25 protein-coding genes and 1 tRNA gene are annotated in these 21,483 nt (G+C 56.3%); 18 read left to right on the forward strand and 8 right to left on the reverse strand.

Translation table 11 applies throughout. The features are described from left to right. Positions 1 to 35: 35 nt before the first annotated feature. The gene (locus tag MOV14_RS06540; protein WP_318536529.1) at positions 36 to 623 is read right to left on the reverse strand and encodes a ZPR1 zinc finger domain-containing protein; all 588 of its coding nucleotides are present in this window, start codon (positions 621 to 623) and stop codon (positions 36 to 38) included. Positions 624 to 660: 37 nt separating this feature from the next. Here MOV14_RS06540 and MOV14_RS06545 point away from each other — a divergent pair, with 37 nt between their 5' ends. Together MOV14_RS06545 and MOV14_RS06550 are read left to right on the forward strand one after the other, a co-directional pair. Then, entirely contained in the window at positions 661 to 1,044 is a 384-nt protein-coding gene (locus MOV14_RS06545) for an Sjogren's syndrome/scleroderma autoantigen 1 family protein (RefSeq protein WP_318536530.1), read from the forward strand. Beyond that, positions 1,016 to 1,735: a nucleotidyltransferase domain-containing protein gene (locus MOV14_RS06550; protein WP_318536531.1), complete on the forward strand. Its 720-nt coding sequence runs from the start codon at positions 1,016 to 1,018 to the stop codon at positions 1,733 to 1,735. Before MOV14_RS06545 ends, MOV14_RS06550 begins: the two co-directional genes overlap by 29 nt. On the opposite strand, the gene MOV14_RS06555 is transcribed toward MOV14_RS06550, so the two are convergent. Continuing rightward, positions 1,732 to 3,615 carry a DEAD/DEAH box helicase gene (locus MOV14_RS06555; protein ID WP_318536532.1) on the reverse strand — a complete coding sequence of 628 codons (1,884 nt, stop codon included), beginning with the start codon at positions 3,613 to 3,615 and terminating at the stop codon, positions 1,732 to 1,734. The genes MOV14_RS06550 and MOV14_RS06555 overlap by 4 nt on opposite strands. 128 nt (positions 3,616 to 3,743) lie before the next feature. Between MOV14_RS06555 and MOV14_RS06560 the strand changes: the two genes are divergently transcribed. Beyond that, positions 3,744 to 4,364, forward strand: coding sequence for a 30S ribosomal protein S3ae (locus MOV14_RS06560; RefSeq protein WP_318536533.1), 621 nt, complete (start codon positions 3,744 to 3,746; stop codon positions 4,362 to 4,364). A 514-nt stretch (positions 4,365 to 4,878) separates the two neighbouring features. On the opposite strand, the gene aspS is transcribed toward MOV14_RS06560, so the two are convergent. Further along, positions 4,879 to 6,150 carry an aspartate--tRNA(Asn) ligase gene (gene aspS, locus MOV14_RS06565; RefSeq protein ID WP_318536534.1) on the reverse strand — a complete coding sequence of 424 codons (1,272 nt, stop codon included), beginning with the start codon at positions 6,148 to 6,150 and terminating at the stop codon, positions 4,879 to 4,881. 60 nt (positions 6,151 to 6,210) lie between these two features. On the opposite strand from aspS, the gene MOV14_RS06570 reads away from it, so the two are divergent. The 9 genes from MOV14_RS06570 to MOV14_RS06610 all read left to right on the forward strand — a co-directional run bounded on the left by MOV14_RS06570 (position 6,211) and on the right by MOV14_RS06610 (position 11,530). Further along, entirely contained in the window at positions 6,211 to 6,480 is a 270-nt protein-coding gene (locus tag MOV14_RS06570) for a hypothetical protein (protein ID WP_318536535.1), read from the forward strand. Between the two features lie 5 nt (positions 6,481 to 6,485). Beyond that, the gene (gene cmk, locus MOV14_RS06575; RefSeq protein ID WP_318536536.1) at positions 6,486 to 7,049 is read left to right on the forward strand and encodes a (d)CMP kinase; all 564 of its coding nucleotides are present in this window, start codon (positions 6,486 to 6,488) and stop codon (positions 7,047 to 7,049) included. Positions 7,050 to 7,187: 138 nt separating this feature from the next. Next, entirely contained in the window at positions 7,188 to 8,489 is a 1,302-nt protein-coding gene (tuf, locus tag MOV14_RS06580) for a translation elongation factor EF-1 subunit alpha (RefSeq protein ID WP_318536537.1), read from the forward strand. A gap of 64 nt (positions 8,490 to 8,553) precedes the next feature. Then, positions 8,554 to 8,862, forward strand: a complete 309-nt coding sequence (gene rpsJ / locus MOV14_RS06585) for a 30S ribosomal protein S10 (protein WP_318536538.1) — start codon at positions 8,554 to 8,556, stop codon at positions 8,860 to 8,862. A gap of 78 nt (positions 8,863 to 8,940) precedes the next feature. After that, positions 8,941 to 9,051 (forward strand) — tRNA-Arg (locus tag MOV14_RS06590). A gap of 82 nt (positions 9,052 to 9,133) precedes the next feature. Next, complete coding sequence (locus MOV14_RS06595) at positions 9,134 to 9,964, forward strand: UbiA family prenyltransferase (protein WP_318536539.1); 831 nt, start codon at positions 9,134 to 9,136, stop codon at positions 9,962 to 9,964. 47 nt (positions 9,965 to 10,011) lie between these two features. Beyond that, complete coding sequence (locus tag MOV14_RS06600) at positions 10,012 to 10,365, forward strand: OST3/OST6 family protein (protein ID WP_318536540.1); 354 nt, start codon at positions 10,012 to 10,014, stop codon at positions 10,363 to 10,365. Further along, positions 10,365 to 10,952 (forward strand): hypothetical protein, encoded by a 588-nt coding sequence (locus MOV14_RS06605; RefSeq protein WP_318536541.1) that lies wholly within the window; start codon positions 10,365 to 10,367, stop codon positions 10,950 to 10,952. Before MOV14_RS06600 ends, MOV14_RS06605 begins: the two co-directional genes overlap by 1 nt. A 95-nt stretch (positions 10,953 to 11,047) precedes the next feature. Then, on the forward strand, positions 11,048 to 11,530 hold the full coding sequence (locus MOV14_RS06610) for a hypothetical protein (protein ID WP_318536542.1): 483 nt from the start codon (positions 11,048 to 11,050) through the stop codon (positions 11,528 to 11,530). Here the strand turns inward: MOV14_RS06610 and MOV14_RS06615 are convergent. Beyond that, entirely contained in the window at positions 11,514 to 11,675 is a 162-nt protein-coding gene (locus tag MOV14_RS06615; protein WP_318536543.1) for a hypothetical protein, read from the reverse strand. The genes MOV14_RS06610 and MOV14_RS06615 overlap by 17 nt on opposite strands. Before the next feature lie 418 nt (positions 11,676 to 12,093). On the opposite strand from MOV14_RS06615, the gene MOV14_RS06620 reads away from it, so the two are divergent. Beyond that, complete coding sequence (locus MOV14_RS06620; protein WP_318536544.1) at positions 12,094 to 14,301, forward strand: STT3 domain-containing protein; 2,208 nt, start codon at positions 12,094 to 12,096, stop codon at positions 14,299 to 14,301. A 186-nt stretch (positions 14,302 to 14,487) separates the two neighbouring features. On the opposite strand, the gene MOV14_RS06625 is transcribed toward MOV14_RS06620, so the two are convergent. Genes MOV14_RS06625 through MOV14_RS06640 form a run of 4 tightly spaced genes read right to left on the reverse strand, consistent with a single transcriptional unit; the run spans position 14,488 to position 17,790 of the window. Continuing rightward, positions 14,488 to 15,594 carry a DNA primase small subunit domain-containing protein gene (locus MOV14_RS06625; protein ID WP_318536545.1) on the reverse strand — a complete coding sequence of 369 codons (1,107 nt, stop codon included), beginning with the start codon at positions 15,592 to 15,594 and terminating at the stop codon, positions 14,488 to 14,490. A 3-nt stretch (positions 15,595 to 15,597) separates the two neighbouring features. Next, positions 15,598 to 16,647: a DNA primase large subunit PriL gene (locus MOV14_RS06630; RefSeq protein ID WP_318536546.1), complete on the reverse strand. Its 1,050-nt coding sequence runs from the start codon at positions 16,645 to 16,647 to the stop codon at positions 15,598 to 15,600. Between the two features lie 10 nt (positions 16,648 to 16,657). Then, positions 16,658 to 17,401 carry a proliferating cell nuclear antigen (pcna) gene (gene pcn / locus MOV14_RS06635; RefSeq protein ID WP_318536547.1) on the reverse strand — a complete coding sequence of 248 codons (744 nt, stop codon included), beginning with the start codon at positions 17,399 to 17,401 and terminating at the stop codon, positions 16,658 to 16,660. Positions 17,402 to 17,457: 56 nt separating this feature from the next. Beyond that, entirely contained in the window at positions 17,458 to 17,790 is a 333-nt protein-coding gene (locus MOV14_RS06640) for a transcription factor S (protein ID WP_326403765.1), read from the reverse strand. A gap of 291 nt (positions 17,791 to 18,081) precedes the next feature. Here MOV14_RS06640 and MOV14_RS06645 point away from each other — a divergent pair, with 291 nt between their 5' ends. The 5 genes from MOV14_RS06645 to MOV14_RS06665 all read left to right on the forward strand — a co-directional run bounded on the left by MOV14_RS06645 (position 18,082) and on the right by MOV14_RS06665 (position 21,410). Then, the gene (locus MOV14_RS06645; RefSeq protein ID WP_318536549.1) at positions 18,082 to 18,369 is read left to right on the forward strand and encodes a 50S ribosomal protein L44e; all 288 of its coding nucleotides are present in this window, start codon (positions 18,082 to 18,084) and stop codon (positions 18,367 to 18,369) included. Position 18,370: 1 nt separating this feature from the next. Beyond that, entirely contained in the window at positions 18,371 to 18,568 is a 198-nt protein-coding gene (locus MOV14_RS06650; RefSeq protein WP_318536550.1) for a 30S ribosomal protein S27e, read from the forward strand. Between the two features lie 308 nt (positions 18,569 to 18,876). Continuing rightward, positions 18,877 to 19,677, forward strand: coding sequence for a translation initiation factor IF-2 subunit alpha (locus tag MOV14_RS06655; RefSeq protein ID WP_318536551.1), 801 nt, complete (start codon positions 18,877 to 18,879; stop codon positions 19,675 to 19,677). 2 nt (positions 19,678 to 19,679) lie between these two features. Further along, entirely contained in the window at positions 19,680 to 19,895 is a 216-nt protein-coding gene (locus MOV14_RS06660) for an RNA-protein complex protein Nop10 (protein ID WP_318536552.1), read from the forward strand. A gap of 1,272 nt (positions 19,896 to 21,167) precedes the next feature. Beyond that, positions 21,168 to 21,410 (forward strand): hypothetical protein, encoded by a 243-nt coding sequence (locus MOV14_RS06665; protein ID WP_318536553.1) that lies wholly within the window; start codon positions 21,168 to 21,170, stop codon positions 21,408 to 21,410. Positions 21,411 to 21,483 lie beyond the last annotated feature (73 nt).

The raw sequence follows: 21,483 nt of genomic DNA on the forward strand, positions 1-21,483 counted from the left end.
CCCTTACTTACATGTATATACATTTCGCCTACTGGTCAGTCAGTGCTCGCCTTTTTAATGCCGACCCTCTCGATCAAGAGTGGAATATTATAGTTCTCGGAGTAGAAGGTGCTTAATCCACTTTCGTCATCGAGGACTACCGTGAAACCGCATCGGCGCTGCTCGATTATGAGCTTCAGCTCGCTCTCGACTGCTGTTGTATCCACATCGGGGTCGAGTACCCGAAGCTTTTGAATGGCGTCTAGGAAAAGCTGTAGTATGCCCTCAACATTCGTTATAAACATCTCCGCGTCTATCCCGGGGTCGAGCTCCAGCCCGAGCTCCGGTATAATCACACGAGCAGTCGGGGACCTTACAACCTTCACCTCGAAGTCCTCTGGCTTCTCAACTCTAAAGTACACGCGGAGGTGCTCTCTTTGTTCAAGCGGGACGATATCGTTCTTCCTGTACCCGCACTTCTCGCACCGCTTGCTGGCTATTAGTACCTTCCCGAGGACAGGTATTTCGTACTCGGCCTCCGTGATGTGCAGTGGACCCCCGCAAAGGGGGCACTGCATCGTAAACTCTCCCAGTTTTTTACCGTATATGGAGGGATTGTCTTGAAAGTCCTCGACGTTTGGCATTGACTAAGTTATATATTGGGCTGATATTGTATTTTTTGTGTCTGAGGAGGAGAAGGCTGTTCTAGCCAAGATGGCTTCCTTGCTGAAGTCCGGGGCAACGATGCTCGACAAGCTTTGCCCCTACTGCTCAGTACCTCTATTCCGCCTGAAGTCCGGTGAGGTTGTGTGCCCCAAGTGCGGGCAAAGGTTTGTCATTGTATCAAGCGATGAGGAAGAGGTCCGTGCCCGCTCCGCGCTGGCTCTCAGGTCCTTAGAGCAGACTGTAGTTGAGCGCATGGAGCTTCTGCGAGACGAGCTTGCTAGGGCTTCAAGCCCCGCTGACGTCTACGAGGTTGGGAAGGCCGTTATGATACTCCTCCAGATACTTGAGACGGCATACAGAGTGAAGACCCTTGCCGAGTCTCACCCCGGTAAGAGTTAGGGATAAGACTCCTGTGGTTTATCCCGAGTGGAGGTGGAGGCTACTAGAAAACCTCAGGGAGAGGGCTCTGGAGCTACTTCGAGCCTTAGAGGGCGTGGGTGCATCCCCTGTCGTCATAGGTAGTGTTGCACGGGGTGATGTGACGCCTTCGAGCGACATCGATGTGCACTTCACGGCTTACGTGCCGTCGTGGCGCGTAGTGGTTGCCCTTGAGAGAGCTGGCATCTCGGTTAGGGGCTTTCGCGTGATTCAGGCATCACCCTCTACAGCGATCAGGATAATTGTCGTGGTGGATGAGGGCATCGAGATCTCAATCCCAGTTTCGAGGCTGAGCAAAACCGAGGAAGAGTTCCCGAAATACGCGGGCGCCGTCTCGCTGAGAGAGATCAAGTTGGGGGTACGAGTCCCGGGCGTGAATAAGCGTCTTCTCTTCGTCGAGCCCACAAGCTACGGTCACGATGAGTGGTCCATCATTGGCTTTGAGAGCGAAGCTGCGAGATTGCTGGGGATATCCTTGGACACTATTTTAGAGAGAAGATTCATGCGGATTAGGCGTGCAAGAGAGGGTAAAGCGGGATTCTACGTACACCTCGAGATCCCAGTGGGCGAGAGCCCTGAAGACAGGATATGCGAGGCGGCAAGGACGAACCCAGTAATACGACGAGCAGTAGCCACGGTTCTCGGGTGCTAAAAGGAGTCTATCCTCCTTTGGTAGGAGGGCTTGATCTCGTCGGTTTGACCCTTCTTTGTTGCTTCGACATATTTTTTCAGCCCCTCGAAAACGTAGAGCTCACGAACCCACGACCTGCGCAAGTACGCGTACTTCTCCTTGGGGTTCGTGATGTTGATTATCTCAAACACTTTAGCTGTCTTATCCGGCTGGTAGCCTAAAACCCTGCCTATCCTCTGTATCATCTGCCTGCCCTCACCGCTCCCCTCATATATAACCGCGAGCTCGGCGTCTGGAACAGTTATGCCTTCATCCAGCACAGTCGTGGAAACGATGACGTTGGCTCTTCCCTCTAGGAAATCTCGGAACAGGAGCTCCCTTTTGGCGCTTGGTGTTTGGCCTGTTACCAGAACAGCCTTGATCCCTTTCTCCTGCAGGAAGCTATAAACTGTTTCTGCCGTCTTTAAGTATTGGGTGAACACTATCGCCTTTGACCCTGGGTACTCGCGCAGGATCTCGTAGAGTCTGTGAAGCTTCTCCTCTTCACTTTCAGTAAAGAAGGCTTGAAAGCGCTCAATAGGGGCGACAACCTTCAGCCTCACAAGGTCCTCGTATGACAGCGTGTACAGCAACCCCCCGCAAAGCTCGTAGAGAAGGTTATGGTTGTTATCTCTCCGCGTGGGAGTCGCCGAGAGAGCCAGCCTGTACAGAGCGTCGAGCTGCAAAGCTACGTTTTTAAACGTGGTGGCTGGGACGTGATGGGCCTCGTCGAACACAACGAACTCAAACTTGTCCCTTATGAGCTCGATGTACTTCACAGCGCTCGAGTAAGTCGCGACGGTTATTTCTCGTATCTTTTGCTCGCCGGCTCCGAGGACCCCGATGAAGTGGCGCGGAAGGGAGAGGTACTTTTCCAGGTAGTCCAGCCAGGTGGCCATGAGCTCCTGGGTCGTGACGAGTATAAGCGTAGGTTTCCGGAGGTGCTGAATAGCCTCAAGAGCTATGAAGGATTTCCCTCCTCGCGTGAAAATAGCGATCGTGCCCCTCTTGCGCTTGGCCCAGAGGCTGAACGCCTCCTCCTGGTGAGGTAATAAGGTGAAGTTCTTGCGAAGAGGAGTTTTTATGTCGGGTTTCTCGGTTATCTGGACTTCGGGCTTCAGGCCTATAGCGGCCAGCCTCGACAGATACTTTTCCAACAGTGCTACAGGTGCAATAAGCGTCTTGTCACCCCAGCGCATCCTCGCTACTTTCAGCGTGCGCTGGACAAGCTCTGAACCCTGGTACTCCCCGTCTGGACCTATAACAGGCTTCTCGACGTTGTAAGTCAAAACACCCTCGTTGAGTAAGAGCATAGCGAGGTCTCTGTCAACGTATTTGAACGAGAGCCTAAGAGACGCCTCCTCTCTGTACACCTTCACGCTGAACAGGTCGACGCTGTACTCCAGCTGAACGCCATACTTTTCGCGCAACCTCTCAGCGAACACCTTTAGACTGAGGAGGGAAGTGAGGTAAAGCCTTCCGTTCCTGCTCGTCACCATTCCGCTGAAGTCAGCATCTCGAAGTATTTTATCGATGAGCTGTGCAGGACCTCGCACCTCCAGAAAACCCGTGACACTGAGCCTCTCACCGCGGCTCCCTGCACTCGAGCCGTAATTGGCGAGAATAACGTGAACTTGATCTTCCGTGAGGGTTGATAACTCCCTGAGAGAGTCGAGAGTCTTCACCAGCTCTTCCCTGTCAAGCCTGAGAAGCTTCTCCTCGGAGATCACCCAAACTTTTCTTGACTGATCGAAATACGCTATCTTCCTAGCGTTTACGAGAAACCTCTCGAACTCCTCCGCGCTAAGGCCTTTCCTACGTTCGAATTGCAGCCTCAGACCCCCGTAGTCATCGATCACCATGCAATATCACAGATCACCTCCTTCTTCATCGGCTGTTATGAAAATCTAACTTATAGGGTATAAGCATATTGCTTGCCGGAAGAAAAAGTTTAAATGACGTTACACGTAGGCAAGCTGGGGTTTACTCCGTGAGCACTAGGAAGGCCAAGGACAAGTGGGCGATGAAGAAGTGGATCAAGGTGCTAGCGCCCAGGGCATTCGGCTATGCTGAACTAGGTCTAATCCCGGCTAACGAGCCTGAGAACGTCATTGGCAGGACCGTCGAAGTAAGCTTTTACGACATCACAAAGGATATTTCTCAGCTACATATTAAGCTGAAGTTCCAGATAGTTAAAGTTGAGGGGACTACAGCTTACACGCAGCTCAAACAGATGGAGCTCACGCGAGACTACATACGAAGCCTCGTGAGGAGGGGGACATCCAGGATAGACGCGATAATAGACGTGGAAACGAAGGATGGAGTTAAGCTCAGGGTGATGGGCATGGCCGTCACCGTGAGCAGAGTTAAAACCTCGCAGAAAAAGGCTATCAGAAAGATTATGTTTCAAATAATAAGCGAAAAAGCTAGCCAGCTCGACTTCGACACCTTCATACAGCAGGCGGTTCTCGGTAACATAGCCTCGGAAATCGAGGCTAATGCCAGAAAGATATACCCAATTAAGAAGGCTGAAATCAGGAAGATAAAAGTCCTCACACCCACATTCCAGATCCCCTTGGCTAAACCCGAAAGCATAAGCGTTCAGGCCTAAGTAGCAACAGTACTTTTTAGTTTTCCCAAAAATTTTCCTGAATCCAATTCATATCCTTCCATGTTCCATCCAAGTTTAAAGGAGTTGTACGAGCACTCGATAATGCCTACGTATCTCGGGCCGCATCAGTTACAGTACATGTGAAGGTTTACATCCAGCACCTTCAACCTCGCAAAAAGGGATAAGTAGCGAAGACATAATTTCTCGTTTCTCAGCATACGCACCGAAAAGGAGATGAATCCCGAATGGCGAGAAGTCAGCGTCGAGCAATAACCATTTCCCGGTACGTCCACACGGTTGCCAGTCGGGTGCTTTGAACAACGCGAAAAGACAATTTGCCCACAGCGACGCGGGCTGGAGTCCACTGGAGCCATCCCCCGGAAAAGGGGACCCGTGATATCCCGAGGAGAGGTCCCCCCATTAGTTAAGGGGGTAAATGAGGCAGGCGCGACCTAAGATGAGCGTGGTCATGAACGCTTCTCGAAGCCACTTGAAGGCCGAGCCTCGGTGCCCATCAGGGGACCAGCCTGAAGCGGTCTCTTGGGAATAGCACGACTTCTCGTATGTTCGAGAGCCCCAGCATAGTCATTAAGAGTCTATCCAGGCCTAGACCGAAGCCGCCGTGAGGAGGCATACCGTACTTAAATGCCTGTGTGTAAAAGCTGAACTCCTCTGGATTCAGCCCTTTAGCTTTGAGGTTTTTGAGTAGCTCGGTGTACCTGTGTTCTCTCTGACCTCCTGAGGCCACTTCGATACCCCTTATGTCGAGGTCGAAAGACCTGCTCAGCTTGTCGTTCTCCCTCATGATGTAGAAGGGTTTTGCGTCCCAGGGGTACTTCGTGATAAAGTAAATCGGGTAGCCTTGATTCTGCAAGTGCTCTCCCAGGGCTTTCTCCGCCTGTGTGTCTAGGTCGTCCCCCCACTGCAGGCTGAACCCGAGCTTCCCCAGCGTGTCTAAAGCCTCGCTGTACGTTACCTTTGGTATATTCGCCGGCTCCTCTAGGAGCTCGAATCCCACCTCCCTCAAGGTCTCACCCATTTGTGACCTAAGGTACCTTATTGCACCTCTGACGAAGTCCTCCAGTATCCTCATAACGTCCTCCTCGCTGTCGATGAACGCCATCTCGACGTCGAGCCCCCAGCTTTCGTTCAAGTGCCTAGGGGTGCTGAACTTCTCAGCCCTAAAGTACGGTGCAATTTCGAATACTCGCGGCACCCCGCACATGAGCATCTGCTTGTACAGCTGGGGGCTTTGAGAGAGGTAAGCTTTCCTTTCAAAATAATCCACTGTGAAGAGGGTGGCCCCTCCCTCGGCTCCAGCACCGACGATCTTCGGGGTGTTCACCTCCAAGAACCCCTGCTTTGCGAAGAACTCGCGAGTGAAACCCATGAGCTTGCTTCGCGCGATGAACACGGCTCGAAAGCGGGGCAGCCTAAGTGCAAGGTACCTGTAGTCGATGTACAGGTCAAAGCTCGCTGGGGTCTTGCCTGTCAAGTCGATCGGCGGTATTTCCAGTGTCTCGGATAGTACGGTTATCCTCGAGGCCTGGATTTCACGCCCTTTTCTACTCACGACCACCTCTGGGAAAACCCCCTCCACGCGCACCGCTGAGCCTAGCTTGACCCTCGTAGCGGTTGTCCATGTCTCTGGATCGACTTGGTCTTTTTTAACGACGACCGTTATTGGGGAGAGGTTGAGGTCATCGATGACCTCTAGGAAGGCCACCCTTCCTAGGCTCTTTGCGTTGCTCACCCAACCCTCCACGACTCCGGCCTTAGTGCCCAACGCCGAACACCTTCGCGCGAAAATTTCTTAAATACTCGCACATAAACGCTTTGGTGTCCTATGGTAAGGCCTGCGCTTAGGTCGCGCACCAAGAAGAGGAAAATCGTCAGAACCCCCGGTGGCAGGCACGTGCTCAGGATCCTGGACAAGAAGCATGACTACCCCAAGTGCGCGGTCTGCGGCGCGCCGATACGAGGTGTCCCGAAGCTCACCACTAGGGAGGAGAGAGGGGGCGTGAAGATGCCTACGAGGATTTACGGCGGCTACCTCTGTCATCGTTGCTTGAAGCTCGGCATAAAAGTAGCAGCACGTAAGCTCGCGGGAGCCTGATCGCCTTGCCCTGCGTCGTCATAGCTGTGAGCGGAACCCCTGGTAGCGGTAAGACAACGTACTCCCGCTTTATAGCAGAGCACTACGGCCTACGCTACGTTTCAAGCGGAGGCCTCTTCAGGGAGCTAGCCCGCGAAAGGGGCGTCAGCCTACTTGAGCTGCATAAGAAAGCCGAGGAGGATGAGAGCATAGACCTGCTGATAGACCAGAGGGCGATCGGCGAAGCGCTTAAAGGAGGCGTCGTAGTGGAGGGTCACCTGTCCGTCTGGGTGTTGAGCAAGATAGCCCACATAAAGATAATCTTCGACGCTCCGCGCGAGGTGAGGGCGGAGCGCATAGCGAGGCGTGATGGCATCTCGCTTGCGGAGGCCTTAAGGGAGATCGAAGAGAGGGAGAAGAGCAACTACGAGAGGGCGATGAAGTACTATGGCTTAAACATAAGGGATTACAGCGTAGCCGACCTCGTAGTTTCCACACAACACCTAGACGCTGAGGACGTGAAGAACGTAGTGCTAGCATACATTGAGGGTTTCAGGCGAAGGCATCCGGAGCTGTTCACTGATCCATGAAACGAGCTGTTTTTCGAGAGCTTTTGCAGGGACCTAAGGAGGCGCTTCTTCGCGCTTAACATGTGGGTCGCTCTGGTATGCCTTCATTAAGTTAAGTTTTTATAATCAAAGAGTGTGTAAAGGGTGACAGGTGGGACAATGTCTGAGAAGAAGCCGCACCTTAACCTAGTGGTCATAGGCCACATCGACCACGGTAAGAGTACGACGATGGGTAGGCTACTCTACGAGGTCGGAGCCATTGATCCCAGAGTAATTCAGCAGTACGAAGAAGAGGCTAAGAAGCTGGGACGCGAGTCCTTCAAGTATGCTTGGGTGCTCGACCGGCTGAAGGAAGAGAGGGAGCGCGGTATCACCATCGACCTAGGCTTCTACAAGTTCGAAACCAAGAAGTACTTCTTCACACTCATCGACGCGCCCGGACACAGGGACTTCGTGAAGAACATGATCACGGGAGCAAGCCAGGCCGACTGCGCAGTACTCGTGGTCTCCGCCAAGGAGGGCGAGTTCGAGGCCGGCATCAGCCCAGCTGGGCAGACACGTGAGCACGTGTTCCTAGCCAAGACGATGGGCGTAGACCAGCTCATCGTGGCCATCAACAAGATGGACACTGTTAACTACAGCAAGGAGAGGTACGAGGAGATAAAGAACCAGCTATCAAGGCTCCTCAGGATGGTTGGCTACAAGGTGGAGGAGATACACTTCATACCTATATCGGCCTGGGAAGGGGTGAACATTGCAAAGAGGTCCCCAGACAAGACTCCGTGGTACAACGGCCCATCCCTCTACGAGGCATTCGACGACTTCAAGGAGCCGCCGAGACCCGTCGACAAGCCCCTGAGGATACCGATCCAGGACGTTTACTCCATCAAGGGTGTAGGCACCGTTCCCGTGGGCAGGGTGGAGACAGGGGTGCTGAGGGTCGGCGACAAAGTCATAATCAACCCGCCGAAGGCGGTCGGCGAGGTCAAATCCATCGAGACGCACCACACACCAATCCCGGAGGCTATTCCGGGCGACAACATAGGTTTCAACGTGAAGGGCGTCGAGAAGAGCCAGATCAGGAGAGGGGACGTGGTGGGCCCCGTCAACAACCCGCCAACAGTGGTGGACGAGTTCATCGGGCGCATATTCGTGCTATTCCACCCAACCGCAATAGCCGCCGGCTACACCCCAGTGCTACACATCCACACCGCTACAGTCCCGGTGACGTTCGAGGAGCTGCTGCAGAAGCTCGACCCTAGAACAGGCAGCGTCGCAGAGGAGAAACCGCAGTACATTAAGCAGGGTGACTCCGCTATCGTGAGGTTCAAGCCGAGGAAACCCGTAGTCGTAGAAAAGTACTCCGAGTTCCCGCCATTAGGCAGGTTCGCAGTGAGGGACTCCGGCAGGACCATCGCCGCCGGCGTTGTAATAGACGTCAGGAAGGCTGAGGGCTACTAGAGCTTTCTCCCTGGGTAAAGTTTTTATAGTGTGGGGTGTTGACTCTTTCTGCTCGTGATGCTGTATGCCCAGCAAGGTTCGTATCCGACTCTCAAGCACCTCCGTGGAAGACCTAGAGGCTGTGTGCAACGAAATCAGGGAGATAGCCAGGAAGACGGGCGTCAAGATACGCGGCCCGATACCGCTCCCCGTGCAGGTTATGAGGGTCGTCACAAGGCGCGCCCCCTCAGGACAGGGCTACGAGACCTTCGACCGGTTCGAGATGAGGATACACAAGCGCCTCATCGACATGGACGCTGACGAGAGAGCCACTCGGCTGCTCCTGCGAACCAGGGTGCCCCCCTCGGTTAGAGTTGAAATAGAGGTCGTCTAAGATACTTAGGTAGCTTGCGGCGACCTCTGCAAACTCCTGGAGAAAAATTTATCAAGCGCACTAGTTTTCGCTTATTCGGGGCCCGTAGCGCAGTCAGGAAGCGCGGCGGCCACGCCGAAAGGCGCCGCAGTCCTAAATTGCAAGAGTGGAGTAAGCCGCAGGTCCCGGGTTCGATTCCCGGCGGGCCCGCCTCTTCGAAGTCTTCATGCAGGGCTACCCTTGCCGGGCGAAGAAATTTAATTACATTCAGAATGGATCTCTCTACGATACTATGGGGAAATTCAGAGCCTACCTGAAGCTGTCGCGCATCGAGCACGGTGTTATGACGGGTCTCGCAGTCGTGGCTGGCTACCTTGCGGTCAATGCTAGCTTCTCGTTGAGGCTCGTCCTGGCCTTTCTCAGCTCGCTTTTTGCGGAGATGTCTCTCTTCGCCTTTAACGACATCTTCAACATCGAGGAGGATAGGGTGAACAGCCCGGAGAGGCCTCTTGTGAGGGGCGATTTGAGCAGAAGGGAGGCTCTCGCCTTTGCTGCCGTCGCATCGACTTCCGCGCTGCTGCTCGCTTTACCACTCGGAGCATACCCCGTGTTACTCCTCTTAGCCGCGCTGGCCATAGGCAACGCGTACAACTACTACCTGAAGAGACTCTCCATCATCGGGAACCTGGCCGTAGCCGGTCTAACGGCAAGCAGCTTCCTCTACGGGGCCCTTGCAACAGGCCTCGCGGTAGAGGAGAAAGTGTCACTCTTCTTCTTGATAGCCTTCCTGGCGAACATTGGACGGGAGATCGCCAAGGGGGTACGGGATCTGGAGGGCGACATACGCGTCGGCGTATGCACGCTCGCCTGCGAAATCGGGGTCAAGCAAGCGGGGCTGGTGTCAGCCATCTTCATGGCGCTAGCCGTTGCGCTAAGCCTCGCCTCCCCTCAGTACTTCGCGCTGAAGGAACCCTTTGTAGCTATGCTGGCTTTAACGGACGCTATATTCATCCATTCGATCTACACGATTGCAAGAACCCCGACTCCTGAAGCCGCGGGGATCGTTAGGAGGAACACGCTTATAGGAATGCTGGTGGCCATCCTGGCGTTCACACTCCCCTAACTCGAAGCCAAAAGTATATACATGAGCTGCGCGATTCTGAGCCTCGTATGCGGCGCGGCGCGTCTGGTGTAGCTTCAGCTCTACTCTCTGAGAGCGCTCTCGCATGGCTACTGCTGGTTTTCTCTATCGCGATTGCGGCCGGCCTCGTCTACGTTCTGGCCGAGAGACCCCCATTCTCCCTTGGAACGTACATCATCTACCCGGGCACAGGCTCCCAGACCACGAGCGAGTTCCTGGTACTTCTCTTCCTGTATGCTCTCGCCGTAGCCGGGTTACTGCTGGTGTACGAGGCCCCGAGGTACAGGTCCAGGCCGAACCTAGCAACAATGTTTCTAGTGACGGGTATAGCCTTGGCGTTCATCTCCGTGACCCTGCTTTTGACGGTCTACGGCATGAAGTAATGATTCCGAGGAGTTTTCTCAGAGCTTTGGGTAAGCCGGGCCTGCACGTAGTCTACGGTGGCCCGTCATCCTTCAAGACAGCTTTCTCGCTCTCCGCTGCGCTCCATATAACGAAGTCCAAGGTGCTATACGTCGGGCTGGCCAGGCACTCGCTCTTACACCCTGAGCCCAGCGACCGCGTGGCCGTCGCCGCGGTTCCAAACCTTAAGCAGGAACTGCACTTCCTCCTCAGCTTAGACCTAATCCCGGATAACATAGACGTCGTGGTCTACGACGGCTTCTCGGCTTACTACCTGCCCCTCCGGTTCTACATGCGTGAAAGCGCTATCACAAGGCTGCAGTTGCTCGCCGCGTCGAAGCTCTACGCTCTAGCCGCGTCGAGGGCAGTGCCCGTGCTGGTGACGACGCAGGAGGTCTCAGGGAGGAGGCCTCTGGCGTACCGTGTTCTCAGATTCTACGCCCAGGACTTCGTGAGGCTGGAGAGAACGGAGGCGGGGCTGAGGCTCGTTCTGGCGGGAAAAGACCTTGATGAGAGGCTGTCTGCCTCCTTGGAACCCGAGGAACTGGGTGTTGAAAAGCAAAAATAATCCTCAGGGCTTAAAACACTCGGGGTGCGAGGCCTAGGCGCATCGCCTCGGAGTGCCGCGAGAAGGCGGGCTTACTCGCGCAGTTTATCAAGAGAATGAAGGGTGACTTCGTACTGGATCAGCTAAGCCCCGAGCTCGTAGTCCCATGCGAGCTGATCGACGAAACCATCGGTGAGCCGGTCCTAAGCGTCTACCTCAACTGGCCGCCTGAGAGGGCCAACGAGGTCGTAGTAGCGGTGGACCCCGGGGAGTCGAAAGCCGGCCTCGTGATAGCAGTAGAGGACGACGTGCTGTTCGTCGGGCTATCCACGCCTGAGGCGATCTCGAGAATCATAAGGGTGCTCTCGGCGCACTACAGGAAGGTGGTCTTAATGGTGGGGCGCACACCTTCATCCGAGAGGCTACTAGCCGGCAACCCGCCAAACGTGAACGTAGTGTTCCTAGAGGAGGCGAATCTACCCCCCTTAAAGCTAGGGGGCAAATTCAAAGACGATGCCCTCGACGCACTAAGGCTATACCTTAAAGGAAGAGCTCTGCTCGTGCAGAAGGCCGTGCAGGACGCTACCTCCTCCTCTTAACCTTAACCTCTACAGGCCTCCAGTCGATCTCGCGACCGCACCTCGGGCAACGCCCACCCACAGAGGCGTAGATCTTGTAGAGGTTGGGTACCTTGCTACCCTTGTAGAACACGTAACCGCACTTGCTGCACACAACGGTTATCATTGACCTGAATATCGGCGCTCAGAGATATATTTGCTTGCCCAGAGTTTAGCCTCCCTGAAAAGCCCCCTGAGCTTACAGAGCGAAACGCCTTCACTCTCGATCCCGCGCCCTTGCCCCTGTGTCCGATTCAGGCGAATATGGATCCGCGCATGCTGCAGGAAAACCGTAGCCTAGCTCGCGGCTCGACTTAAGGATGGGATGATGCGCCTGGAGAACAGAGCTCGTGGGGAATGCACGCGGGTCCTGAAGCAAAAAATGGGGGTAAGCTAGACTCTATCCGCGTCCAGCGATCCGAAGAAAATCTCACTAACGTTTCCCGGTTGCAGGAAGAGATAAGGATGGGAAGCGAAAAGCAGTACTAGTACGTGCTGGAGGGGGATGCACAAAAATAAATACCGGGGGTCAGAGCACCTATTCTGTGTCTGACAGGAGCGACACGCCATCGAAGAAGGTTGCGTCAGGACTCCTCAAGGTTCTAGAAGCACTTGGAGATACTAGGGCCGTGGTTGCAGTCATCCTAATCCTGGCATTCACTGTGACGCTGCTCGCGCGACTAGCCCCCCTCCACTGGGGCACGTACTTGAACGAGTTCGACCCATACTACGAGTACTACCTCTCCGTCAAGATGTTAGAAAACGGCAACGGCGGTTTCCTCGGGGGCTTAGCCTGGTGGTACCACTGGTGGCTCGAGAACCCTAAGCCCAGGGACACCCTGTTCTGGGCGCCGAGCGGTAGAGACCTCAGGGGCACGAGCCAGCCCGGAGCAGCGTTCTTCACGGTAGCCACGTACGAGCTTCTCAGAGACCTCGGCCTCCAAGTCGACCTCTACTTCATCCACGGCATAATAGTCCCCGTCGGAGCAGCCTTCGCGGTCTTCACTGCTTACCTGCTTGGAAGGGAGCTCAAGGACGAACGGGTGGGCGCGTTATCCGCGGTTATGATAGCGCTGAGCTGGGCGTACATGTACAGGACCAACTACGGGGCCAAGCACGAGGGCCTAGCTATCCCCTTCATGCTCCTCGGCTTCTACCTATTTCTCTTAGCATACCGCAGGAAGTCCGTCTCGCTCGCCATCCTGGCAGGCCTCTCGCAGGGCATCGTCGTCCTGTCGTGGGGCGCGTACCTCTACCCATGGAACTTCCTCGCGCTACTCGCGCTCTTATGGCTGCTCATCCACCCGGATGACAGGACGCTAGCCAAGGTCTACGTTGCCTCGAACGCCGTAATCACCCTCTTCGTCGCCACGACGCCGAGGTTCGGCCCTAACACCGCCTTTCTCTCACTGGTAGGCTTCCTCCCGCTCGCCACCACCGTCTACGCCGTATTCCTGCTTCTAGGCTTTTCCAGGATCAGAACCTTGAGCCCCTCCCAGATTAAGAGGGCCGGCCTCGCGGCCCTAGGAGTACTGGCAGTTCTGCTCGCCGTGGCGACGGTCACGGGTCTGACGTCGCTGATCTCGGGCAGGATCCTCGCCGTTGTCCTGCCCACGATAAGAGAGCCGGGAGTAACCACTGTGGCGGAGCACGCCGTACCGTCGTGGAACCAGCTCTTCGACGACTTCCAATCATCCATCGTTTTCGGCATATTCGCGGTGTTCATCTTAGCGAGGAGGATGAGGAGCGACCTCAAGGCTGCCTTCGCGTCGCTGTACTTCGCCACCTCCCTGTACTTCTCCTCATCGATAGTCAGGCTCATCCTGCTGCTCTCACCCGCAATATCGGTCGTTGCCTCGATGGGCCTCGTAGAGCTCTTCGATAGGGTGCTCGACACTACCCGCACGGCGACCTACAGAAGGCGTGGTGGCGGCAGTGTTTCCGGCGCCGTAGTGGCCTTAGTCCTCGTGGTGTTGTTGCTGCTGTTTTCCCCGTCGATCCTGGGCTCCAAGGTGCCGCTCTACTCGCATCAGCCGGCACTTATACTCACGTCCTCTATACCCATGGTCGACTACAACTACCAGTACATGGACTGGATCTCCGCTCTGGAGTGGATCAAGCTGAACGTGCCGCGCGATGCGACGATAGCAACGTGGTGGGACTACGGCTACTGGATCAGCGTGAACACGGGGCGCAAGACCACCTGCGACAACGCGACTATAGACACCAGGCAGATCCAGAAAATAGCCAGGGCCTTCATGTCCGACGAGGACACGGCCCTCAGCATATTCAGAGAGCTGAACGTGACGTACGTGGTCGTCTTCGAGCCCCTACAGTCCCTCACCCTGTCCACAGGCGTTAACGTGTACTTCTCCATGATCCACCCCGCGCTCGGCGGAGACATGGCTAAGAGCCCGCAGATGCTGAAGTGGATAGGGCTCGACGCGGGAGACTACATCTACGGCTACAGAAACGGCTCGTACGCGTACCTCGACCTCGGCAACAACCAGAGGATATACCTCCTGGTGCCCGCCGCAACGCCCCAAGCCCTCAACGCGACCCTCTACAGGATGATCTACACGAGAAACTACAAGCAGCAGGTGTTCATCTTCGACGCCTTCCTCGGGCAGCTCCAGGGCTACAACGGTCCCCACTACCTTCTCCAGCCACTAAAGAACTTCGAGCTAGTCTACGTGTCTGAGCCGAACGGCTGGGTGAAGGTATTCAAGGTTAAGATAGCAACATCACCTTAAATCCCTTTTCCTGGAACCAGGCATCCTCCTCTGAAGCAGGTCTTGCGTGAACGCCGCATTTGTTCTGTTTGAACGAACCCCCTCTCTATGCCGAGGCAGCGGCATGTAGGTTAAACAGGAGCTAATCGCTCTCTATGGGAGAAGCAACAAGGCGAGCCGCCTACGTGGAAAAGCACCGGCTACCTGCTATGCCGGCCCCAGAATCCTGGCTTTGCCGTTTAGCGCGAGGTAGACTGCAAGGTATAGGGGCAGCGTTCTTTCGTCAGCTTCATCGGGGAAGACCGAGGTCAGCACTCTCTTAGGCCACTTCTCCATCTCAACCCTGACGGGCTCGTCGGGGAGAGCTATAGCCTTCTCGAGCACGCTCCTGGCATCCATCGCCTCTAACTGCTGCACTGTGAGCTTGAGAACCTTAAGGCCTGTCTTGCCGTGGAGCGTGCCGGGGAGCCTTATGAGGCGCTTCACGTCCATCGTCACCTTCTCGTCGATGTTCGCCCTAGCCTCGGCGACGCACTCCAGGATGAGCCTCCTGAGCTCCTCACGTGCGAGCTCAGCGCCGGCCTCCTCCCTGAGCATGAGAAGCTTCGCGATCCGCCCACGCCACCCGGGGTCGTCGGGCTTAAACCTATAAACGTAGCCCCTCCTGGCCTTCACGATGTAGAGGTCCGGGTCAATGCCCAGCCCCCTAACGTAGTCCGCCAGCTCGCGCCTAGCCTCCTGGTCGAGCTCCGCCAGCAGCTTGTTCTCGACGTGGAGGTGGAAGCCTCTGTGGCCCGAGAAGGCGACGTACATCTCGTCTCTAGAGATCCCGAAGTCCTCCTCGAGTATGTCCACGAGCTTGAGGATCTCCTCCCGGGCCACACTTATGCACTGATCGCAGACCCAGGTCTGCCTGTCTAATCGCTCGCTCCCGCACGATGGGCACTTCTCAACCATACCCCACCCTTCCGCCCCGCAGTCCCGGCACCTCCAAGTGTCGTGCAGCACCTTGCAGGGCGTGTTTATGTGGTCGACGTCGATGTCGAAGACGAGGTCCGCGCCCAGCCAGCCTTTCTCGTCCATGTCCTGGGCAGCGGGGTCGGAGTAGTAGGCGGTCGAGTAGTACGCGTGCTGGGGGACCTTCTCCCTGAGGAAGCTGTTCATCTCCTCCCCGTTGCTGAAAGCTATGTGCCTGAACATCCCCTGGGAGTTGAAGAGGCTGAAGGCGAACTCCCTCCTCTCTATACTGCTGGGCGGTGGAACGGTGTTACGGGCGTAGTATGACTTGAACAGCTTCACAACGTCCAGAGACAACAACTAAGTCACCCTGGGTGGCCTTCCCCTAACCGCCCTGTAGAAGAACTGGAGGGGGTGCTTCACGCCCTGGCAACTCCACCTACAGAGGCCTAAGCTCCGCATGTTGTCGCACTTGTACGGCGTGTACTTAGTCCTGGAGCCCCTAAGGCCGGCTATGTGCTCAACCTGGTACCTGGCCAAGTCCTCCCTGTAGTCGGGCGACGCCTTGAAGACCTCGAGCGTCTCGTCAACCGAGAAGCCGATGGATAGGAGGAAGGACGCGAGCGCGAACCGCGCACTGTGCGTCAAGTTCTTCCCGCTCTGTATCTCCTCCAGGAGTGCCCTTATGCATGGCGGGAACACGGACGCGTCCCCCTTCCTGTACCCAGCCCTCGCGTACGCGAGAACCTCGCTCCTCGCCTCAGCCCACCTGCGCGAGACCTCCTCGACGGCTGCGTAGAGCCTCTCGGGGACAGCGGAGGGATCCACGCCGGCCGAGTCGACGAGCCTCGCCACATGCTTCTTCACGCCGGTCTGGAGAAGCCTCGCGAACTCCCGCCACGTGACCCACACGTAGCCCCCCGACACCTGCCTATTGACGAGCTTCCAGGGGCCCGTGAACTCGGGCTGCGCGTACACGTAGTCCTTGAAGTGCACGCTCACGCCTCCTCCCTCAACCCTGAAGCTCCAGCCGAACACCGTCGCCAGGTAGAGCAGGAGCTCCGGCCTCTTGGAGGAGTCGCGTTCAATGCTCTCGAAGACCCTCTTCGAGAACGCCACGGCAAACTTCTCGGTGAGAGCCCTGTCGCCGACCTGAGAGAGGATGAGCAAGGCGGTCGTGAACACGGAGACCTCCAGCCTGTAGTCATCGCTGGGCGGTGGGTAGGCGCCGCTCTCGATGACCGTCAGGACCCTGCTTTTGGCAGCCTCTAGGATCTCGAGCCCGAGCGGGGTCTCGCCCAGCTCCTCGAGCGTTAAGCCGAGCTCCTGGACTACCCTGAGGGCCTCCGGGAGAAAGGGATACCACCTGTAGTCGTCTGTGCTTAGCGCTACGCGAAGCGCCTCCGGCATTGTCGCGAGCCTACTCCATTCGCGGGGCTAGCAGGTACTTCAGCGTCCCCCCGCCGGCTATGTCGAAGGTCATCTCGAGGGGCATGTTCGTCGCGAACTTCAGGGTCATGATGTCGCTGACCCTGTAGGCCTTCGAGACTATCTTCTCAAGGAAGTCTATCCCGTAGCTCGCCTCAGCCTGCTCCTTGACGTCGATCTCGAGCAGGCTCCCCGCCTCGATCGTGAACTTCGACTCGATCTCGCCCTTATCGCTGCGGGCCGAGACGTAGAGAGTCTCGTCCTCGGCCTTCAGCCGCACAGACTCGGACACGAGAGAGGCGTCCTTGAGGGCGTCGCGGAAGGTGTCGCTGAGCATCTTAGCCGCCACCGTGAAGTTCAGCTTAGGAGTCGGCAGCTCCTGGCCCGCGATGTCGAGCAGCGGGAACCTGAACCTCCTCTCAGCCCTGCCTTGAAGGATTATCGTCAGCCTCCCGCCACCCACCTCGAAGATGAGCTTGTCGTCCGACTTAGCCCTCTTCAGAACCTTGTTCACATCGTCCAGCACAACGCCTATCTTCGTCTCCGCCTCGACGGAGTACTCCTCGAAGAGGCCTGCAGGCATGTAGAGGTCCACCATGGCGATCCTCCCGGGGTCTAGCGCCCTCAGCGTCAAGCCCTCAGGGGTGGCGACGAAGTTCGCCTCATCCACGATCGTTGCGAGGCTCTCGATAATGTACCTCCACTCCCTAGCGTCAGGGAACGTGAACCTGACCATTTCCGAGCACCGCTATATCGTGCAAAAACCCTAATAATTAAGTTATCACTTAACTACTAAGCGTACTCCCTGTAAACTTTGCGGCACTTCGTGCAGATGTAGAACCTCGTCGCGGGCTCGTCACCGGCCCTAGTCTGAACCTCGTATACATACGCCTTGTCGTTGCCGCAGTTCTCGCACTTGAACTGAACCACTGGGAGCGTGGCGACGTCTACGTCGAAAACCACTACCTTATCCAGCGGGTGCCGCTCAATCTTCTCCTCGACCCTGTAAGCCCTCCCAGGGTTCGCGGGCTCCTTCACGTAGCCGCAGCTCTGGCACTTCAAAACCTTCTTGCCGTTCACCACCGCTGGTACCATCAGGCCCCCGCACTTAGGGCAAAATTCCATAGCGACGCCTAGAGGGCTATCCACCCACGGGGCTCTATAAATCTTTCGTAATGTTTTACGTGCCTCCACTCTCAGCGTTAACGTGAAGAGCGGACAAACACCGAAAAACCGAGGAGTTAGCGGCGCTGCGCCTCCCGCCTATCCCCGCAGGGGAGCGGCGGTTGCCGTGTCTTTGGCGCGAAGAAGTTGCGGAGCGTAGGGGCGAAGCCCGCCACACACCAGCTAAGGGGGACTACAACGAAGAAAGCTTTAAATTAGCCACGTGGTGTTGTAGGGGAAGGTGTCGCTGGGATGAAGGTTCCCAACGTGATTAGAACCTACTGCCCGCGTTGCAAGACGCACACGGAGCACGAGGTCACGCTCTACAAGGCTGGAAAGAGGAGGACGCTAGCCGAGGGGCAGCGGAGGTACCTCAGGAAGCAGAAGGGCTACGGGTCCAAGAGGAAGCCCGAGCAGAAGCGTACAGCCAAGGTCACCAAGAAGCAGGTCTTGAAGCTCAAGTGCAAGGTCTGCGGCTACACGATCCACAAGGAGGGCATCAGGCTCAAGAAGCTCGAGATAGTCGAGAAGGTGAAGTAGCATGGTCGACGTCGAGAAGCTCATCCCAAGGCCCAGAAGCAGGTTCGTGAAAGTCAGGTGCCCCGACTGCGGGAACACGCAGATCGTCTTCAGCCATTCCTCCCTCGAGGCGAAGTGCCTCAAGTGCGGCCGCGCCCTCGTCCAGCCCACAGGCGGCAAGGCGCTGATACTGGCGGAGATACTCGAGTTCCTCTCCTAAGAAAGCTTCAACACCCTAAAGCTTTCCTCTGATGAGTTCTTGCATAACTAGCCGTGCCTCTAGGCTTCTCTTTAACGAGCATGACACCCAGCGGCATTTTTCAACCCCGCTTATCTCGTACATAGCCGGGAACCGCGGTGTAAGAGATACTGTGCGCGTTGCTATCACCGAGAGCTATGGCCCGCAGAGGCCACACAACACCAGTCTCCTGCCGATTGCATGAAGTCCGAAGAAACAGAATAGTGAGACTGGGTAGTCTATCGGAAGAAATATCTAGGCCCGGGCTCTTTTCCTCGACGGCGATGTAGATGGTCAGGAAGAGGGAGAGCGTGCCGAGCCTAAACGACCTCGTCATCGGAACAGTGGCGGAGATCCACGACCACGGGGCCTTCGTGACGCTCGACGAGTACGGCGGCCTCAGGGCCTACGTCCCGCTGGGTGAGGTGAGCCACACCTGGTTCAGGAGCATCCGCGAGGTGCTGAGGGTCGGGCAGAAAGCCGTCTTCAAGGTGATACGCGTCGACCCCGCCAGGAGGCTCGTCGACCTGTCGCTCCGTAGGGTCTCGGACGCCGAGCGGAGGGAGAAGCTCATCGAGTGGAAGAGGGCCCAGAGGGCTGAGAAGATCCTCGAGCTCGCGGCCCAGAAGCTCAGGAAGACTCTGGACGAGGCCTACGAGAAGGTCGGCTGGAGGCTCGAGGACCACTACGGCGAGATATTCAAGGGGCTGGAGGAGGCCAGCCTGAGGGGCGAGGAGGCCCTCCTCGAAGCCGGCGTGGACGAGAGGTGGGCCAAGGCGGTAGCCGAGATCGCCAGGCAGAACATCAAGCTCCCGAGGGTGAAGATGAGCTACCTGATCACGCTGCAGTGCGTCGACGGAGGGCTACCCGCGCTCAAGAAGGCCCTCACAGCCTGGGAGGAGGCCGTCGAGGTCCCCCAGGGCGTCACCGTGCGCTTCTACACGCTCGGAGCCCCCAGGTACAAGCTCGACATCGAGGCGCTCAACTACCGCGACAGCGAGAGGCTGTCAAGGGAGATCCTGAAGTCCATCGAGAGCGCCGCCCGGGGCTCCGGCTGCACCTTCGCGTACCAGAAGCTAAAGGGCGAGTAGGCGTGGCGAAGCACGTGCTCCTCCACAGGTGCCCGAGCTGCGGCATGTACACCCTGCGCCGTGACAAGTGCCCCTACTGCGGCGGCACCCCCGGGGCAGCGCACCCGGCGAAGTTCTCCCCCGAGGACCCCTACGGGGAATACAGGCGGAAAGCCAAGCTAGCCGAAATCCTCAGCCAGGCCCGGACCAACCTATCTTCTTCTGGAACCGGATTATAGCTACACCGCTAGCCGTGAAGTGCAACCGAGGAGGGCTGTAAACGGGTTCGTAAAAGCCTTCTGCCCTACGGGGTCAGCGCAGGGAAGAGCGCTACAGCCAGAGCAGATGTAAGCATTGCTCAGCATAGCCTTTAAGCACGGAACCAGGCATATGTAGCCACACGCCCCTCAGCCCGCGAGCACCCTCGTTTTTCTGCCATTAACCACGGCGAGGAGGATCACGCAGGCTATGGTCAAGCGCTCCCTCTCTGAAGCAAAAACCAGCCAGTTCGGCGCGAAAGCAAAGCCCCTGCTGAGACGAGGGAGGTGGCTAAGAGCGTGCTGTGGGAGATCGTCAGGGGTGTGAGGAGAGCGCGGGGCGACAATCGTGCTGTTCGACCAGCCCCGAGTAGAATTTTCCCTTTTCTTTTTCCCAGCAAAAATATCTTTTCCCCCCTCTTTTCTTTTTGCTTTTCCGAATATTAGGGGAAGAAAATAAGGTAACCCAGCTCCAACACCGATGATTTTCTCCCCGATTATGAAAATTCAAGGGGGTGTGGGGTATTAGGAAAGGAAATGCAGGGGGAAGCGGTGTACGCGTTCCGCCCCCCTCCCAATAAGTCATTTTCCCCTCTTTAGCGCTTTTCTGCGCTTTTCTAGGCGCGGAGGAGATTCTGCGTTAAGCGTGCATCAGCCCCGGTGAGTTTCTCCCCGGGATTACACAGATAGAAAAGGGAAAAGGGGAAAAAGGAAGTAGCCGCTGGGGGAAGCTGAACCCCCTCGTGACCGTGGGGGGTTGTTTCTGTGGCCATAAATGAAAACGCGCACACGCTCACTAGTTCTTATGAATGCGGGGAATAAAAGGAAATGCTTATCTATTCTTTTTATGAGCGCAGTGAATAAAAGTCACCCTCAGTTATACCCAATACTCTTTTTCTCCAAATACCCGTTAAGAAGAGCGCAAATGCATGTAATGGTCCCGCTCCGTGGTACAGGTGAGAGGTTGGTCAAACTGAAAAGGATGTGGGGGGCAGAACCCGGTAACAGTGTACCCTCCAGATTGGATGTACGAGGCCCTAAACCTCCTGCGTAAAAAAAGGCGCGCCCCAAGGGGGGATTCTAGGGGCGCTTAAAAGGCACCTTGAGGACGAGTCCAAGCTACAGCATCGAAATAGAGGAGTTGCGCAGGAAAGCCGAGTAGGAGAGGGAAATCGTTAATGGTTGAGGTGACCGGGAAGCGGGCAGAGCCCCCGCCAGCCCCGAAGACCCCTGGCCACCCAAGGTAACAACCCCATGGGTATAATAACTTTGCAACCCATTAGGGTTGCCGGGGAGGTTGAAAGTTTCTTCGAGCAGGTGTGGGCGCCTACAGGGGCTGCGCTGAGGCTTTCGCGGTCATGGAGAAGCCCCAGGGGCATACGCCTCCGTTTCTTCGTACTCGACCCGCGGGAGAAGAGTATCGGGAGGCTACGCGGGGTGACTACATGCTCCAGCTTCGAGGTTTTGTTAGAGGAGTTTTCCAGACGTTTTACCTAAAATATCGACATATATGATTTTGGGAAAAGGCTTCAGAAAAAAAATATATATGAGAATTCGGGAAAAACTAAGT

The organism is Infirmifilum sp. NZ (assembly GCF_022693705.1).
GTDB lineage: Archaea > Thermoproteota > Thermoprotei > Thermofilales > Thermofilaceae > Thermofilum.

Excerpts from the sequence above, each read along its gene's own strand:
- MOV14_RS06615 (WP_318536543.1), bottom strand. The coding sequence starts at position 11,675 with ATGATAACCGTTGTGTGCAGCAAGTGCGGTTACGTGTTCTACAAGGGT.
- MOV14_RS06540 (WP_318536529.1), bottom strand. The coding sequence starts at position 623 with ATGCCAAACGTCGAGGACTTTCAAGACAATCCCTCCATATACGGTAAA.
- MOV14_RS06600 (WP_318536540.1), top strand. The coding sequence starts at position 10,012 with ATGCGGCGCGGCGCGTCTGGTGTAGCTTCAGCTCTACTCTCTGAGAGC.
- MOV14_RS06605 (WP_318536541.1), top strand. The coding sequence starts at position 10,365 with ATGATTCCGAGGAGTTTTCTCAGAGCTTTGGGTAAGCCGGGCCTGCAC.
- MOV14_RS06640 (WP_326403765.1), bottom strand. The coding sequence starts at position 17,790 with ATGGAATTTTGCCCTAAGTGCGGGGGCCTGATGGTACCAGCGGTGGTG.
- rpsJ (WP_318536538.1), top strand. The coding sequence starts at position 8,554 with ATGCCCAGCAAGGTTCGTATCCGACTCTCAAGCACCTCCGTGGAAGAC.
- pcn (WP_318536547.1), bottom strand. The coding sequence starts at position 17,401 with ATGGTCAGGTTCACGTTCCCTGACGCTAGGGAGTGGAGGTACATTATC.
- MOV14_RS06570 (WP_318536535.1), top strand. The coding sequence starts at position 6,211 with ATGGTAAGGCCTGCGCTTAGGTCGCGCACCAAGAAGAGGAAAATCGTC.
- MOV14_RS06595 (WP_318536539.1), top strand. The coding sequence starts at position 9,134 with ATGGGGAAATTCAGAGCCTACCTGAAGCTGTCGCGCATCGAGCACGGT.
- MOV14_RS06655 (WP_318536551.1), top strand. The coding sequence starts at position 18,877 with ATGGTCAGGAAGAGGGAGAGCGTGCCGAGCCTAAACGACCTCGTCATC.
- MOV14_RS06645 (WP_318536549.1), top strand. The coding sequence starts at position 18,082 with ATGAAGGTTCCCAACGTGATTAGAACCTACTGCCCGCGTTGCAAGACG.
- MOV14_RS06555 (WP_318536532.1), bottom strand. The coding sequence starts at position 3,615 with ATGGTGATCGATGACTACGGGGGTCTGAGGCTGCAATTCGAACGTAGG.
- MOV14_RS06650 (WP_318536550.1), top strand. The coding sequence starts at position 18,371 with ATGGTCGACGTCGAGAAGCTCATCCCAAGGCCCAGAAGCAGGTTCGTG.
- MOV14_RS06610 (WP_318536542.1), top strand. The coding sequence starts at position 11,048 with ATGAAGGGTGACTTCGTACTGGATCAGCTAAGCCCCGAGCTCGTAGTC.
- MOV14_RS06630 (WP_318536546.1), bottom strand. The coding sequence starts at position 16,647 with ATGCCGGAGGCGCTTCGCGTAGCGCTAAGCACAGACGACTACAGGTGG.
- MOV14_RS06665 (WP_318536553.1), top strand. The coding sequence starts at position 21,168 with ATGGGTATAATAACTTTGCAACCCATTAGGGTTGCCGGGGAGGTTGAA.
- tuf (WP_318536537.1), top strand. The coding sequence starts at position 7,188 with ATGTCTGAGAAGAAGCCGCACCTTAACCTAGTGGTCATAGGCCACATC.